This is a genomic window from Proteus sp. FZP2095 (genome assembly GCF_023701425.1).
Lineage (GTDB): Bacteria > Pseudomonadota > Gammaproteobacteria > Enterobacterales > Enterobacteriaceae > Proteus > Proteus cibarius.
In genome coordinates this window covers 1854567-1871341 of record NZ_JAMQBJ010000001.1, presented here as the reverse complement: position 1 = coordinate 1871341, position 16775 = coordinate 1854567, and the positions used below count along the sequence as shown (strand labels likewise).

At 39.1% G+C, this 16775-nt stretch carries 9 protein-coding genes; 4 read left to right on the top strand and 5 right to left on the bottom strand.

What is annotated here, in order from left to right; genetic code table 11:
- The first annotated feature begins 62 nt into the window (after window positions 1-62).
- Window positions 63-1229, top strand: coding sequence for a cell division protein FtsZ (gene ftsZ / locus NBG71_RS09060; protein WP_023581499.1), 1167 nt, complete (start codon window positions 63-65; stop codon window positions 1227-1229).
- 98 nt (window positions 1230-1327) lie between these two features.
- The gene (lpxC, locus tag NBG71_RS09055; RefSeq protein ID WP_036913397.1) at window positions 1328-2245 is read left to right on the top strand and encodes a UDP-3-O-acyl-N-acetylglucosamine deacetylase; all 918 of its coding nucleotides are present in this window, start codon (window positions 1328-1330) and stop codon (window positions 2243-2245) included.
- 34 nt (window positions 2246-2279) lie between these two features.
- On the opposite strand, the gene NBG71_RS09050 is transcribed toward lpxC, so the two are convergent.
- Window positions 2280-2795 (bottom strand): DUF721 domain-containing protein, encoded by a 516-nt coding sequence (locus NBG71_RS09050; protein WP_075670793.1) that lies wholly within the window; start codon window positions 2793-2795, stop codon window positions 2280-2282.
- A gap of 45 nt (window positions 2796-2840) precedes the next feature.
- On the opposite strand from NBG71_RS09050, the gene secM reads away from it, so the two are divergent.
- Window positions 2841-3368 carry a secA translation cis-regulator SecM gene (gene secM, locus NBG71_RS09045; protein WP_156733825.1) on the top strand — a complete coding sequence of 176 codons (528 nt, stop codon included), beginning with the start codon at window positions 2841-2843 and terminating at the stop codon, window positions 3366-3368.
- A gap of 98 nt (window positions 3369-3466) precedes the next feature.
- The gene (gene secA, locus NBG71_RS09040; protein ID WP_250916786.1) at window positions 3467-6175 is read left to right on the top strand and encodes a preprotein translocase subunit SecA; all 2709 of its coding nucleotides are present in this window, start codon (window positions 3467-3469) and stop codon (window positions 6173-6175) included.
- Window positions 6176-6269: 94 nt separating this feature from the next.
- On the opposite strand, the gene cueR is transcribed toward secA, so the two are convergent.
- The 4 genes from cueR to NBG71_RS09020 form a co-directional block, all read right to left on the bottom strand.
- Window positions 6270-6719: a Cu(I)-responsive transcriptional regulator gene (gene cueR / locus NBG71_RS09035; RefSeq protein WP_075670799.1), complete on the bottom strand. Its 450-nt coding sequence runs from the start codon at window positions 6717-6719 to the stop codon at window positions 6270-6272.
- A gap of 108 nt (window positions 6720-6827) precedes the next feature.
- Window positions 6828-9317, bottom strand: a complete 2490-nt coding sequence (locus NBG71_RS09030; RefSeq protein ID WP_164530620.1) for a heavy metal translocating P-type ATPase — start codon at window positions 9315-9317, stop codon at window positions 6828-6830.
- 291 nt (window positions 9318-9608) lie between these two features.
- The gene (gene hpmA, locus NBG71_RS09025; protein WP_250916785.1) at window positions 9609-14342 is read right to left on the bottom strand and encodes a calcium-independent hemolysin HpmA; all 4734 of its coding nucleotides are present in this window, start codon (window positions 14340-14342) and stop codon (window positions 9609-9611) included.
- 33 nt (window positions 14343-14375) lie between these two features.
- Window positions 14376-16061, bottom strand: coding sequence for a ShlB/FhaC/HecB family hemolysin secretion/activation protein (locus NBG71_RS09020; RefSeq protein ID WP_250916784.1), 1686 nt, complete (start codon window positions 16059-16061; stop codon window positions 14376-14378).
- Window positions 16062-16775: the final 714 nt, after the last annotated feature.

Genomic DNA, 16775 nt, shown 5'->3' with positions numbered 1-16775 from the left:
CAAATTTAAAAAGAGGTCGTTTGAGCAAGCGGCCCTGAGAAGGCACAAAACGGAGAGAAATTATGTTTGAACCTATGGAATTAACCAACGATGCGGTGATCAAAGTCATCGGCGTTGGTGGCGGCGGCGGTAATGCGGTTGAGCACATGGTTCGTGAACGTATTGAAGGCGTAGATTTCTTTGCAGTCAATACGGATGCTCAAGCGCTACGTAAAACAGCGGTCGGACAGACTATCCAAATTGGTAATGCCATTACGAAAGGCTTAGGTGCAGGTGCAAATCCTGAAGTGGGCCGTAATGCTGCTGAGGAAGATCGCGAAGGGTTACGTGCAGCACTTGAAGGTGCCGATATGGTCTTTATCGCAGCTGGTATGGGCGGTGGTACTGGTACTGGTGCTGCGCCTGTTGTTGCAGAAGTGGCTAAAGAATTAGGCATTTTGACCGTTGCTGTAGTAACTAAGCCTTTTAATTTTGAAGGCAAAAAACGTATGGCATTTGCGGAACAAGGTATTACTGAGTTGTCAAAACATGTTGACTCATTAATCACTATTCCAAATGACAAATTATTAAAAGTACTTGGTCGTGGTATTTCATTATTAGATGCGTTTGGTGCGGCTAATGATGTATTAAAAGGTGCAGTTCAAGGTATCGCTGAGCTAATTACCCGTCCAGGTTTAATGAACGTTGACTTTGCTGACGTAAGAACTGTGATGTCTGAAATGGGTTATGCCATGATGGGATCTGGTGCTGCGAAAGGCGAAGATCGTGCTGAAGAAGCAGCAGAAATGGCGATTTCAAGTCCATTATTGGAAGACATCGACTTATCTGGCGCTCGTGGTGTGTTAGTCAACATCACAGCTGGTTTTGACTTACGTCTTGATGAATTTGAAACAGTGGGTAATACCATTCGTGCATTTGCATCAGATAATGCGACTGTGGTTATCGGTACATCCCTTGACCCAGAAATGAATGATGAATTGCGTGTGACTGTGGTTGCAACAGGTATTGGTATGGACAAACGTCCAGAGATTACGTTGGTAACTAATAAACAGAATCAGCAAAGCGCAATGGAGAATCGTTACCAGCAAATGCAAAATAGCATGTCTTCTTTCTCTGCCGTAGAAGAAAGCAAGCCAGCAGCAAAAGCCGTTAACGAACAATCTACTCAGGCAAACAAAGAACCGGATTATTTAGATATCCCTGCGTTCCTGAGAAAACAGGCTGATTAATCGCCAAAAAGATTGGCATCTCCGCTTTTTGTGCTAAACTGTCCTGCCAATTATAAGTATAATGATTGGTAGGACGGATAACATTGCGAGATAAAATGATGATCAAACAACGGACATTAAAACGAATTGTACAAGCAACTGGTGTGGGACTTCACACGGGTAAAAAAGTTACGCTTACAATGCGTCCGGCGCCAGCAAACACTGGGGTCATCTACCGTCGTACTGACTTAAATCCACCGGTGGATTTTCCAGCAGACGCAAAATCAGTTCGTGACACTATGTTATGTACTTGTTTAGTTAACGAAGACGATGTGCGTATATCAACCGTTGAGCATTTAAACGCAGCACTGGCTGGTTTAGGCATTGATAATATCGTAATTGAAGTGAATGCACCTGAAATTCCAATTATGGATGGAAGTGCGGCACCTTTTGTTTTCTTGTTACTTGATGCAGGCATTGAAGAACTTCGTACTGCGAAGAAATTCATTCGCATTAAAGAAACAGTACGTGTAGAAGATGGCGATAAATGGGCAGAAATGCGTCCATACAACGGGTTTAAATTAGATTTTACTATCGATTTTAATCACCCTGCCATCGATGCAAGTACACAGCGTTATAAATTAGATTTCTCCGCTGAGTCTTTTATGAGCCAAATCAGTCGTGCTCGTACTTTTGGATTTATGCGTGATATCGAATACCTACAATCTAAAGGATTGTGTTTAGGCGGAAGCTTCGATTGTGCAATCGTAGTTGATGACTATCGTGTTCTCAACGACGATGGCCTACGTTTTGAAGATGAATTCGTTCGTCACAAAATGTTGGATGCAATCGGTGATTTATTTATGTGTGGCTATAACATTATCGGTGAATTCACCGCGTTTAAATCAGGTCACGCACTGAACAATAAATTGCTCCAAGCTGTATTAGCAAAAGAATCTGCGTGGGAATTCGTCACATTTGAAGACGAAGCGCAAATGCCAGTGGCATTCAAAGCTCCCTCAATGGTCTTTGCTTAATTCCTGCGAAGGAAAGCGCGTTAATTATCTCTAATTAACGTTCATCTTTGGCTGTACTTGTACTCTCTCCGGCAAGTGCAGCCAACCGTTCTAATCTTTCTCTTAATTTCTTCGGGCTTTTCTCTGCCAAATACTTCAATGATTGTGCGCTTTCTAAACTTAAGTGACGTCTCTTTATAGGCTCTTGCTCTTTTAATGATGATATTAAAGATCTTTTTTCCTGTTTTATTCCTAAAGACGGATTTATTTTGATGTCTATTGAGGATAAGGATGGTAAAATTTCTTGTCTCAATGCAGAAAGTAATGATGGGGTTTCATAACGTAAACGAGTTAACCAACTTGCGTTTGCAACTTCAATAATTAAAATAGCACTGCGATAATTTGCGACACGGCACTTATCTCGTAAAGGAACAGGTAAAAGAGCCATGACGGCGCGATTTAATTTTAGTAAAATCGTTGCACGCTGTTGTATAAGTTGTAATGTACTCTTATTGGAGCCTTCAAGTTCAATGAAGATTTTTTCCAATGATTGTGGGTAACTATCCCGCATAGATTTTGACTCCACAAAATAAAGATTAATGAGCAACGAAGGTTAATGAGCATTATAAGTTTTTGGCGACAGTTTGGCAGGCGATATTTTTGGTCGCATTTGCTTTTAGGGATGGTAGCAGCAGGTATTGGAATACCTTCGCTGTTGTCTGCTCATGCCGAAAATCCACAGCAAACTGATACCCCTTTATCTCAAAACCGTCAAAGTCAGGCACTTATTGCGTTTGATAACTTATTCTTACGTCAAAGTGTACAGAATCCTGCTTCATCCTTCACCTTTAATTACTGGCAACAACACGCAGTAAAAAATGTGATTAAGCAGCTCTCTTTTGCATTCACCATTAATTCGCCTGAATTGATGGTTAAAGCCAAAGATGAGCCGTTACCTGTTTCCAATGTTGCAGAGGTTATGCTTGATACTCTGTATGCCTTATTAACAGAAACTCCATCATCAGCAGTAAGCAACCTTCCTCTTTCTGGCTATGTTTTAGTACAGAATACAAATTCCTATCATACCGGATTATGGCTTGCACAAATCCGCGGTATTCGCGCAGGGCCTTATCTAACAGCTTAATGAGTCACTTAATCTAATAAGATTATGATTATCTCTGTTTATTGATAGATACAGAGGCTGTTTTCGGCGTTTCACGCCATAAATGAGAATAAAGATTTATGTTAGGTAAAATTGTAACCAAAATTTTTGGTAGTCGTAATGATCGTACAATCCGTCGTATGCGTAAAGTTGTTGGTGAAATTAATAAATTAGAACCTGAATTTGAAAAGCTGACTGATGATGAATTAAAAGCGAAAACAAATGAATTTCGTGAGCGTTTAAAAAGCGGTGAAAAAGAAGAAGATATTTTACCTGAAGCATTTGCAACCGTACGTGAAGCAAGTAAGCGTCTCTTTGGTATGCGTCACTTCGATGTGCAGTTAATCGGTGGTATGGTGCTAAATGAGCGTTGTATTGCAGAAATGCGTACAGGTGAAGGTAAAACATTAACGGCAACATTACCAGCATATTTAAATGCGTTATCAGGTAAAGGGGTTCACGTTGTTACCGTCAATGACTATCTTGCACAACGTGACGCCGAAAATAACCGTCCTCTGTTTGAATTCTTGGGGTTAAGCGTTGGTATCAACTTGCCAAATATGGCGCCACCAGTAAAACGCGAAGCCTATAATGCTGATATCACTTACGGTACGAACAACGAATTTGGTTTTGACTACCTGCGTGACAACATGGCATTTAGCCCACAAGAACGTGTTCAACGTAAATTACACTATGCATTAGTGGATGAGGTTGACTCTATCTTAATCGATGAAGCACGTACTCCATTGATTATCTCAGGCCCAGCAGAAGATAGTTCTGAGCTTTATATTCAAATGAATAAAGTGATCCCTCACTTGATTTCTCAAGAAAAAGAAGACTCAGATACTTTCCAAGGTGAAGGCGATTACTCTGTTGATGAAAAAACACGTCAAGTGAACATCACAGAACGCGGTTTGGTTAAAATCGAAGGGTTATTAGCAGATGCTGGCATGATGAAAGAAGGAGAGTCTTTATACTCACCGGCTAACATTATGTTAATGCACCATGTGACAGCAGCATTACGTGCTCACGCACTATTTACCAAAGACGTTGACTACATTGTTAAAGATGGCGAAGTTATCATTGTTGACGAACACACGGGTCGTACAATGCAAGGTCGTCGTTGGTCTGATGGTTTACACCAAGCGGTTGAAGCAAAAGAAGGTGTGAAGATCCAAAATGAGAACCAAACCTTAGCGTCAATCACATTCCAAAACTATTTCCGTTTATACGAAAAATTAGCAGGGATGACCGGTACTGCGGATACTGAAGCATTTGAATTTAACTCTATTTATCGCTTAGAAACCATTGTTATCCCAACTAACCGCCCAATGGTACGTAAAGATCTGCCTGACTTAGTTTATATGAATGAGCAAGGTAAATTTGCAGCCATTATTGAAGATATTCGCGAGCGTACTCAAAATGGTCAGCCTGTTCTTGTGGGTACCATTTCAATTGAAAAATCAGAAGAAATTTCTAAAGCGCTGACTAAAGCGAATGTTCACCATAACGTGCTGAATGCGAAATTCCACGCAATGGAAGCGGACATCATTGCTAACGCAGGTTTACCTTCAGCGGTAACTATTGCAACTAACATGGCAGGTCGTGGTACTGATATCGTGTTAGGGGGTAGTTGGCAAACTGAAGTGGCTAAACTTGAAGAGCCAACCGAAGCGCAAATCGAAGAAATCAAAGCTAAATGGAAAGAGCGCCATGATGCAGTATTAGCATCAGGTGGTTTACATATCATTGGTACTGAGCGTCACGAATCTCGTCGTATTGATAACCAGTTACGTGGTCGTGCGGGTCGTCAAGGTGATGAAGGTTCTTCTCGTTTCTATTTATCTATGGAAGACTCCTTAATGCGTATTTTTGCTTCAGACAAAGTGTCTGGCATGATGCGTAAATTAGGTATGAATGAAACCGAAGCGATTGAGCACCCTTGGGTAACCAAAGCGATTGCAAACGCACAGCGTAAAGTAGAAAACCGCAACTTTGATATTCGTAAGCAACTGCTTGAATATGATGACGTAGCAAATGACCAACGTCGTGCAATCTATACTCAGCGTAACGAATTATTGGATGTGGCAGACGTAAGCGAAACTATTGATAGTATTCGCCAAGACGTCTTCACTTCAATGATTGATAACTATATTCCACCTCAATCATTGGAAGAAATGTGGGATATCGAAGGTTTAACAGCATGTCTACAAAAAGACTTTGATTTAAATTTACCAATCAAAGAGTGGTTAGATAAAGAACCTGAATTACACGAAGAAACATTACGTGAGCGTATTTTAGAAAAATCTATCGAAGTTTATAAAGCGAAAGAAGAGATCGTTAGCGCTGAAATGATGCGTAACTTTGAAAAAGGCGTGATGTTACAAACGCTGGATTCACTGTGGAAAGAGCACTTGGCTGCAATGGATTATTTACGTCAAGGTATCCACTTACGTGGTTATGCACAAAAAGATCCAAAACAAGAGTACAAACGTGAATCGTTCGCTATGTTTGCTAATATGTTGGAATCACTGAAATACGAGGTGATCAGCACATTAAGCAAAGTACAGGTTCGTTTACCAGAAGAAGTTGAAGAGTTAGAACGCCGTCGCCGTGAAGAAGCTGAACGTTTAGCTAAACAACAACAATTAAGCCATGAAGTGACAAAAGAGTCTCAAATGTCAGCAGTAGATGGTCAAGTTGCCGCTGGTAAAAAAGTGGGACGTAACGAACCATGCCCTTGTGGATCGGGTAAGAAATTTAAGCATTGTCATGGTCAATTAGGTTAATTTATCCGTTGATAATAATGGTTATTTAACCTTTCGTTGAACAAGAAAATCCCACTTAGCAATAAGCGGGATTTTTTTATGGTTGATAGAAAAACTAAATTGAAGAGCGAAGGTGAGAAAGGTGACTGTTGGTCGTTTTACTTTGAGAGCCTGACTGGGGCTCAACTAATCCCGCAATAATCGGGCAATCAGGATTGTTGTCACCTTGGCAATCTTTCGCTAAATGTTCTAGCGTTTTTGTCATTTGTTGTAGCTCAGCAATTTTATGATTGAGCTCTTCGATATGGGAGAGTGCAATAGATTTCACATCAGCACTGGCGCGTTCTCTGTTATTCCATAAAACCAACAATGTTGATATTTGTTCTGTCGAAAAACCAAGCGCTCGAGAATGGCGAATAAAACGAAAGCAAGCTACGTCTGCATCCGTGTAATCGCGATAACCTGAATCAGTACGAATAGCCTTGGGAATTAAGCCAATCTGCTCATAATAACGGATCATTTTGCTTGAAATACCGGACTTCTTTGCTGCTTGACCAATATTCATTATGTCCTCCTTATCGGATAATAAAGCACTCTCTATAAGTATAAAGTAGTCGCTTTATAATATTGAGCCAGACCCTTGTGGAGTCTGGCTATAAAGAAAATCAATCTATTAATGAGCTTTCATTGGTGCTTGAAAACGTTTTAGTCGTAAGGCGTTACCCAATACAAATACACTTGAAAGCGCCATTGCGGCAGCAGCAATGATGGGTGAAAGTAACATGCCATTAATTGGATAAAGCATGCCAGCCGCGACAGGAATTAATAAAGCGTTATAGGCAAAAGCCCAAAATAAGTTTTGCTTGATATTGCGAATAGTTGCTTGGCTTAAAGCTATTGCATCAACGACACCGCGCAGATCACCCGACATTAATACCACATCAGCAGCTTCAATAGCGACATCGGTTCCTGTACCAATCGCTAACCCAACATCAGCCTGTGCAAGTGCTGGAGCATCATTGATACCATCACCAACAAAAGCGACTTTGGCACCTTTATGGCTAAATTGTTTTAAGGCTTCGACTTTTCCATCAGGAAGTACTTCAGCCGCAATTTCATCAATACCTAACTGTTTAGCAATCGCTTTTGCTGTGGCTTCGTTATCACCAGTGATCATGGCAACTCTCAAACCTAAATCATGTAAAGCTTTGATTGCTTCAGGGGTTGTTTCTTTAATCGGATCTGCAACTGCAATAATGGCAGCAAGACGCCCATCAATGGCTGCATAAAGAGGGCTTTTGCCTTGCTCACCGAGTTTCTGTGCTGAAGAGATAAAGTGACTGACATCTAATTCAAGTTGTTTCATAAAGCGATCAGCACCAACAGATACCATTCTTCCATCTACTGTTGCACTAACGCCAAAACCTGGAACTGCTTCAAAATTCTCAACCGCAGCGAGTGTTAACTCTGCCTCTTTAGCTGCATTGACAATAGCTTCTGCAATAGGGTGTTCCGAATACGTTTCAATAGCTGCAACAAGGCGTAAGACTTCGTTATATTCAAAGCCTTCTGCTGGAATTAAATCCGTTAATTCAGGACGACCTTTTGTTAATGTCCCTGTTTTATCAAGTGCTACAACATTGACATCACGTAAGGCTTGTAAGGCTTCACCTTTACGGAAAAGAATGCCCAATTCTGCCGCGCGACCTGTACCCACCATAATGGATGTTGGTGTTGCTAATCCCATAGCACATGGGCAGGCAATAATTAACACGGCAACGGCATTAATGAGCGCAAAGGTTAATGCTGGCTCAGGGCCAAAAGCTAACCAAATAAAGAAAGTGATAGTTGCGCCTAACATAACCGCGGGTACAAACCACATGGTGACTTTATCAACAAGTGCTTGAATAGGAAGTTTAGATCCTTGAGCTTCCTCCACTAAGCGAATGATTTGTGCTAATACGGTATTGGAGCCAACTTTGGTGACTTTAAAACTAAAAGCACCTGTTTTATTGATGGTTCCGCCCACAACATCAGAGCCAATCTCTTTCGATACAGGTACAGGCTCTCCGGTTATCATGCTTTCATCAACGTAAGAGTGACCATCAATAATCTCTCCATCAACAGGTATTTTTTCACCAGGGCGAACAAAAACGATGTCTTCCATCACTACTTGATCCAGTGGGATTTCTAATGTCTCACCATGACGAGAAACTCGCGCTGTTTTGGCTTGTAAACCAATTAACCGTTTAATTGCTTGAGATGTATTTCCTTTCGCTTTGGCTTCAAGCGTTCTTCCTAACAAGATCAGGGTGACAATCACAACAGCAGCTTCAAAATAGATATTGGCTGTGCCGGCAGGTAAGACTTGAGGAATAAAGGTTGATACCACTGAATAGCCGTAAGCGGCTGCTGTACCAACAGACACTAATGAGTTCATATCAGGAGCACCGCGTAATAACGCTGGTATTCCTTTTTGGAAAAAGCGTAAACCAGGGCCAAACATCACAACAGTGGCGAGGATAAATTGAATATACCAGTTTAGTTGTTGCCCCAGTGTTTGAGTAACCCAACCATGTACGCCGGGAATAAAGTGTGAGCCCATTTCAATAACAAAAACGGGTAATGTGAAAATAGTGGCGATAAGTAATGCGCGGCGTAATGAACGTTCCTCTTTTTCACGGCGCTCTTCACCTACATCACGTGTATTTGCTGGATCATCAGATAAACGACGGGGTTTATAGCCTGCGTGTACAACGGCGACCTCTAAATCCGTGATCGATACTACGCCTGATAAATGGCGTACCCGAGCGCGTTCAGTTGCAAGGTTTACCGTGGCTTCTAATACACCGGGTACTTGAGCTAGTGCTTTTTCTACACGACCAACGCAAGATGCGCAGGTCATTTCTTCAATTGCCAGCTCGGTTATCTCTTCGGGTACTTTATAACCTGAACTTTCAATGGCGCTCACGGCAACTATTGGGTCGGGTGTATTTGTAAATGTAATATCTGCACGTTCAGTGGCTAGATTGACAACGGCATCTTGTATTTGTGGTACGGCTTTTAAGGCTCGTTCGACACGACCAACACATGATGCACATGTCATACCTTCAACAGGTAAACTCAACCGATTGGCAGAGGACAACGTAGTATTAGTGTTCATCAAAAATCCCCTTTTAAATATGGTATGAGATAAAGCTTAGGCTTTACCATTAGGGGAAGGTCAAGAAATCGATAGTGATTTAATTTCTACGATAAAATGTATTTTTCTATTTTTAATTCAATGCATTATCTTCTATTTCTCATTTTCTGCATTTAATTTAAATCTTAAAGAAGTGTAAATTTATTGGATGATCAGCGAAATCTAAGCAGATAAATAAAAAACCCGCTTATTGTGATAACAAGCGGGTTTGGCTTACAAAAGAATAGGCATTACTCTTTTATGAGGTATCTATTATTTTTCAGAAATAGACGATTTTGTGTTTACAGTTTCATTAACTTTAACAGGTGATTTTAATGATAAGTCGCCACCTGTAAGTTGTTTCACTAAATCAACTGCAGATGATTTCAGATCAAGATCTGCACCGGCTTCATATTGATGGCCTTCAATATTGTTTAATTGAACGTTGCTACCACCTAAATCAACCTGACCTTGCTCACTTTTAATTTCAGCGCCTGCCAGCTTAGTTGTACCACTTACATTTAATGAAATATCATTTTTACTAGTTAAGGTTGTGGTTTGGGTCACTGCATCATTATCAATATGAGAAACTTTGATATCCGCATTGGCTGTATGACCTTCAGCACCAGTTACGATATTTTTGATACCGTTACCCACTGTGCCTACACCTTTATCAATTTTGGCTTTTGTTTCGCCACTGATACCCGTTTTATCTGCGATAGTTGAAGAGAGTGAATTATATTTATCAGAGATAACATCTGTTGCAGATTTAATACCTGAATCAATGGTCTCTTTGATAGTGTTTTCTAATAGTGATCCACCTGCTTTAGCTGTTTTATCAACTTGGCTAGATTTAGGATCATTGTTATGGTTATAACCGACATTTACATCAACATTAACGTGACGATCGCTGTCTTTTTGGCTAGTCACTGTAAAATCACCGCCCACATTACCCGTTACATTATCTGCAGAAACATTTGCACCAGAAAGAGCGAGGTTTTTGTCACTATTTAAAGTTAATGTGCCTGTTTCTACAGAGGCATTTTGGTGTGTAGACTTTTGTTGATCTTCAACGTTTACTAAAACTTTACCACCAATATCATGGATAGAGGTTGCTGGGTTTTCATCAGTCACTTCTTTTGGCGTCGTATTGGTTTGCTTGCCATTTAAAGAGATATCAGTACCCCAGTTATTTTTGTAATCCGTTGATTGTGCTGATGTCAGCGTGGTATCACCAGATTGAGAAGTTAATTGCGTATCTTTGCTATTAACTTTAGTACCTTGAAGATTAACAGAGCTACCATTAACGGTTAAATTACCTTGGTTAGCAATAGTTCCACCTTCACGAGAAACACTCTTCTCATCTTGCTTACCAATAGCAAATTCAGCACCGCCTAAGCCATTGACAGAAGATGATTTATCACCTGCCTTTTGACCAAAGCCCGCTTGTAATCCACCCGATAAGTTTTTACCTGTTTCAGTACGTTGAGATTCTGTTGCTTGGAAATCAACTTTGTTAGTTGCAGTCAGAGCAACATCATTTTCGCTGGTTAAATGAGTGCCTTGTAAAGTCAGATTATGGCCTGAGTTTAACTCAATACCTTGAGAGCCATTCACTGAACCCGCTTTTGCTGTTGTCTGATCTTTTTGATGATTTGCACCACCTGCGTTAAAGCCACCACCGTAATCTTTACTGTCTGGTGTTGTACCGACTTTCAGGTTTGCACTGCCATTCACGTTATGTTGGCTTTCAGTGTGGGTATCTGCTGCTTGTGCAAGTGTTAAATCACCGCCAGCATTAATGACAGTTTTTCCATCTTGAGCATCAAATTTAGCGCCTTCATAATATGCGTCTTCACGTATATTAATATTGATATTACTGGCTGAATTAAACTGGCTACCTTCAGCTTTGGTTGTGGTTAGGTTTGTGTCAGTGGTTTTACCTTCACCTTTAATTGCTACGGTAATATCAGTGCCTGTTTTGGTGCTGACACCTACTTGACCGCCACCTGTTGTTTCATGGAAGGACTCTTGGTGTTTGTTTTGGGCCGTTTCACTGGTATGAGTGTTAGCGGTTAGCGCAATGTCACCTTGGGTAGATTGATAATGAGTACCTTGGTCATGTAGCGTTTTATTGCTATCAGTATTAATTTTACCCGCGGTAATTGATGTAGAAACCGCTTGACTATCACTTTGTGATTTCTGGCTACCGCCACCTTTAACACCGACTTCAACACCCACATTTGGCGCTTCTAAATTACTTAAGTTAGCAAGATTACTAATGGCATCTTTAAAGGTAACCTTCTTATCCATATCGGTATTGTTACCCGGTTTTGTGGTATCAATTCCGTCTTCTACTGCTTTTTTAATCGGTTTAGTCACACCGCTATAATCAAGATTAACACCTACATCGACACCGATATTTAAGGTATCTGTTTTAGATGTTGCACTATCATTTGCAGCAAGGTGATTGATATTTTCACCGGATTCTTTATACGCACCATCAACTTTGTGTGATGCACCTTGATGTGTTACATCATTGTTTGCAGTAATGGTTAAATCACCTGCAACTTGAGTTTCGCTACCTTTATTTTTGGTGATATCAGTTGTTGTATGCTGTTTATCATATTGGAAATCAGCTTTACTACCGATCTTATCAACACCACCAGTATAGCTAAAGCCACCTGAAATGGTTCTATCTGTACTGTCAGTCTCTTTTTTATTTTCTGTTGAAACAAAAGCAATATTGTCACCAGAAACAATGGCATTACCTGCAGTTGTTTTTAAATCAGAGCCAGCAAAAGTGACATCTTTATCCGCTTGAACTTTAACACTGCCACCACTGATAGTAGATCCTACTTGTTCAGTTTCAGTGCTATTATTTTTGTTGGATGTATGTGTGATATGAAAACCTGCGCTATATTGCTTGTCTTCAACTTCTTTGGCATGACCTGTGATCTCTAATGATGTTTTTTCATCATTGATTTTCGTGATTTGCTGTGCAGATTTAACGTTGATATCACCTAAAGATCTAATGCCTAATTCATCAGCACTTTTAATTAAGCTACCAATTACATTGACATCTTTCCCACTAACTACTGTTAATTCTGCATCAGAAACTAATTCACTACCCGTTGAATGCTGTTGGTTAGTTTCATTCTTGTGGGAGTTTTTAGTAATGTTAAATGCAGTACCTGTACGTTCATCTGTTTTAGTGATGGTTTCACTAATCGCATTATCAATAACAACGTCACCTTGAGTCGTTTTAACAAAGGCACCTTGATTGCCTTTCACTTGACTACCTGTGATTTTGACACTGTTATCTGCTGCAAGTAACAGTTGCCCGTCAGCCGTTAATTGTGTTGAATGACTGACTTCTTGTTTATTGTTATTGTTCTTATTATTACCACCGCCGATACCACCCCAAACGACATGATTATCAGTTACTGTTTTATCATTGTTGGTATTTTGAACATTAAGATTGATGTTTTCTTTAGCGTTAACAACAACATTCTCATTAGAATGTAATTTTGCACCTTGAGCAGTAACAGAGCCTTCAGCATTTAAACCTAGCGTTTTACCCGCAGTCAATTCACTGCCTTTTAAGGTTTCTGTTTGATGGCTATTGCTCCAGCTACCTGTCTCTAAACGAGAAGTATGGTTACGCTTATAGCCGTTTTCACTGCGATTTTCTTTCTCAACTAATCCGTTGATATTAATATCTTGATTAGCATTAATTGCCAGTGTGTTACCCGCATTAATTTTTGCACCTTCAAGTGTTACATCACCTTTAGTTGCTGTTAATGTCGCACTGTTTTTGGCATCAATATGGCTACCAACTTGCTGTACTAGCTCTTTTTCTTTAGTCACATCATATTGCCAAGAATAGAACCAGCGATTGTCAGTATCAGTATCTTTTTGCTGTAACTGTTTACCATCAACCGTTAAATGAGCACCTTGTAATAAAATATCATCACCCATTAAATCAGAGGCTTTAATTTGGTTTTTATTATCAGCAACTAATGTGATGTTTTTACCTTTTAACTCTGTTTTTGTCAGAGTCTGGCTTGAACCACTGTTATTAACAGCAATACCACCACGGTAATTTTGATAGTTTTCACTACCATCTTTATCGTAGCTGTCATAGCGAACTTGGCTATCCGTTTGAATATTGTCCGCTCTGACACTTAATTCGTTATCAGCAACAAATTTACCTGTTAATTTAACCCCACTTCCTTCTGCGGTATTAATAATACGAATACGACCAGATTGCATACTACCAAAGAAATAACTATCTAAGGCAGAAGCGGGTTTTTGTGATGAAAGAATATCAAAGCGTTGGGAGAATGTATTTTGACCTGTTAATGCAGAAATTTCTGCAGCAGTTATTTTGCCTCTGCTATCAATACGAGGTGCAATTAAATCTAAAAGGCCGGGAGCGTGTAATCCGTTTTTACCAATAGAAAGTAAATTCGTATTGTTAAGTGTGCTATAACCTTTTAACTCACCATTTTCAAATAGTGGGTTACCGACAACCAAAGAAGAACGGCTGGTATTGATAAAACCGCATCCATCACAGGTAATACCATTTGGGTTAGAAAGTACATATTCTGCAGCGATACCAAAAACTTCTTGCTGGCCTAATAAGAACGAAGGATTTCGACTAACAACTTCATTTAAAATCAAAGAAGCAGCTTGTCCATTTAAATTGCTGTTAGCATTTAATTGTCCAGCAAGTTGTGATTGTCCCGCCTCTAAGGAGTTGTTAAAAACAGCGCCTGGTTTACCTACATTAAAATCTTGATATTGGTTATGAGAGATACCTTCATTATTTGGTGTAACGATATTAATGACTTGAGTGCCACCATTGACTGATGAAACATTCGGTCCTTGATTGCCCGCATCAGGAACAATACCTCCAGCATATGCATTTAGTGATACGAAAATAATCGCTAAAGATGCAGCAAGCCTACCCGAAGGAGAGAGCTTGAAGTTTTTTGATTTCATAGAGTTTTCTCCGTTTATTGCTATGAGTGTGAATCAAAATAAATATGAAAATCTAACTAACACTTGAGTAGGGTCTTTGGTTTTATTGGAATTCGTTTGGTTGTAAAGCAAATACCCCTTGGCGACTTCAATATCGAATTGTGCTTTTTGATATTGGAGATTTAAGCCCGAACTTAGCCCATAGCCACTACTCCATCCTTCATAGTTACCATGTTGTTGAACTCGGCCAGCATCGAGGCCAATTCGAGGGGTGATTGAAAATGTGTTTATCCGATAAGGATAAGAAAGCGTATTACGTAAATAGCCGCCGTTATCGCCAGAAAGTGTACTTTGGTCAAAACCACGGATTGCGTTTTTATCCGTTAAACTAAGCCATTCCACACCCGGTAAGGTGTCGGGGCTATATTGACCAAAGAAGGCGCTATTGAATAAAAATGTAGAGTTCGATAAGGCAAAACGATGTTGCCAATTGGCAAAAAGCTTAACTTTTGTAAAGCGATAGTCATTACCATTGCCATTAGCAACACGAGGTGATTCATCTGCACCAAACCAACTAATGGCTTTTTCTGCACTTAAATTAACGCTGATGACACCATTTGGAACAATGTGTAAATGGTTGATACCTAACTCTACCGTTGTAAGTGCAGGGCTACTGAGATCAAGGCGAATTTGGCTGAAATAGTTACGTATTCGCTTATGTGTTATCTGCATGTTTAAGGTATCAATCTGTTTTTGACTACGATAAAAAGCGTAATCTCCCCTTAAACCAACTTGTGTTGTATCACCGGATAAACGTACAGTACGTGTTTGTAATGCTTGATGAAATTCATACTCCGAATAGCTACCAAAAGTGCTGAATGTCAATGCACCATAAGGTAAAGAATAGAGTAGGGTGTAAGCACGATTAAAGCGTGTATTAGGATTATCAGTGGTAATGCTGGCATTTAAGCTGACAAAGTCAGATAGCCCTAATGGGCTGTCTAAGCTTGCATTGGTTCGAACTAACCAGCGTCCTGAGTTTTTTTGCCCATAGTTATCATTTGAAATATTAAGGTGCCATGGCGCTTGTCGCTGATTGGTAAGTTGAATAATAGAGCCACCTAATTGCGTACCAGGCAGTATATCGAGTTTAACTTTATTCGACTGTAAACGGTTTGCTTGATCAAGCCCTTGGTCCAGTTTTGAAAGCTTAAGAGGCTCTCCTTCAACCTGAGGGAAAAGTAGTGCTGTGTTAACGCCTCGATCACCGCCTTCAATTTTTTCAATAAAGCCTTCAATAACATACAGCCCAAGCTGTTGCTCTTGATTTGGGCGTAAAAATTGAACTCTAGCCGTGATATAACCATATTGCAGATAGCGTTGGGTTAACTCTTTGACTAAACGGTTAACGTCAGCACTTTTTATACATTGCTCTGGTAATGGTGTTAAGGAATCAAGATCTTTTTCATTAAGTAAAGTAATTCCTTGAACATACACACCATTAATAGGCAAACAATGTTCTGATTCAGTAATAAGTGTGGGGGTAGGTGAAACCTCTAATGCATTTTCTTGAAGTTGTTGATAGCGATTTTGTTCAATAAGTTGATTTATTTCACGTTGGCTATCTTGTAATGCGCGCCGTGATTCTCCCATCGAGCCTAAATAGCCGGCGTCATTTGCTGTTAATCCACAGGTTGAAAATCCACTTAATAGTGTTAATAAAATAACTTTTTTTCTCATTTTACCTCAATATAAAGGTATTAATTCAAATATAAATAATGTTGCTTAAATATAGAAAGATAATAATTAATGTTTTTATATTATCGTTAATTTTAGAATAATAAATACCGGGTACTCTCAATATGAAAAGAAATTAAAAATCGATGAAATAAAGATAAATTTCTACCCGTTTCGATATTAAATAGCGACATAACTAAAATGATTGATATCTCAAATAGCATTATTTAAACAAATGATTCATTTAAATGGATTATATTGTGTTGATTTTCATGGTTATAATCTTACGCGTTATTTTTTTTCTTGCTTAAATTACCATCGATTCAGCTATGTTAATTAAAACTTTTTCATTTTTTATAAAGAGAAGATAAATAATGAGAAGGAATTCGAAGATATGAAAAAGAAGCAGGTTAGTTAACTTTTCATTTGTTATTTATAAGTTTATTAATGTTGTATTCTGGAATAAATATTTCATGAATTATTATTTCATTTTAATGAATAAAACGACTAGTAGAAAAGTAAAGAGATTAGGGTTTTATTGTTAAATTATTATTCATGATAAAAAGTAGGGTTATTTAAATACAGCTTTCATTTTATGAAAATACAATATAAATACATGTATTACTACTTGATTTTATCAATAAAAATTTAAGTTATAAAAAAATATTTAATTAAAGATTAAAGTAAGTGATAGTGATCACGTTAATATATTATTTA

Coding starts and splice junctions, on each gene's coding strand:
- ftsZ (WP_023581499.1), top strand. CDS start 63: ATGTTTGAACCTATGGAATTAACCAACGATGCGGTGATCAAAGTCATC.
- hpmA (WP_250916785.1), bottom strand. CDS start 14,342: ATGAAATCAAAAAACTTCAAGCTCTCTCCTTCGGGTAGGCTTGCTGCA.
- NBG71_RS09050 (WP_075670793.1), bottom strand. CDS start 2,795: ATGCGGGATAGTTACCCACAATCATTGGAAAAAATCTTCATTGAACTT.
- cueR (WP_075670799.1), bottom strand. CDS start 6,719: ATGAATATTGGTCAAGCAGCAAAGAAGTCCGGTATTTCAAGCAAAATG.
- NBG71_RS09020 (WP_250916784.1), bottom strand. CDS start 16,061: ATGAGAAAAAAAGTTATTTTATTAACACTATTAAGTGGATTTTCAACC.
- NBG71_RS09030 (WP_164530620.1), bottom strand. CDS start 9,317: ATGAACACTAATACTACGTTGTCCTCTGCCAATCGGTTGAGTTTACCT.
- secA (WP_250916786.1), top strand. CDS start 3,467: ATGTTAGGTAAAATTGTAACCAAAATTTTTGGTAGTCGTAATGATCGT.
- lpxC (WP_036913397.1), top strand. CDS start 1,328: ATGATCAAACAACGGACATTAAAACGAATTGTACAAGCAACTGGTGTG.
- secM (WP_156733825.1), top strand. CDS start 2,841: ATGAGCATTATAAGTTTTTGGCGACAGTTTGGCAGGCGATATTTTTGG.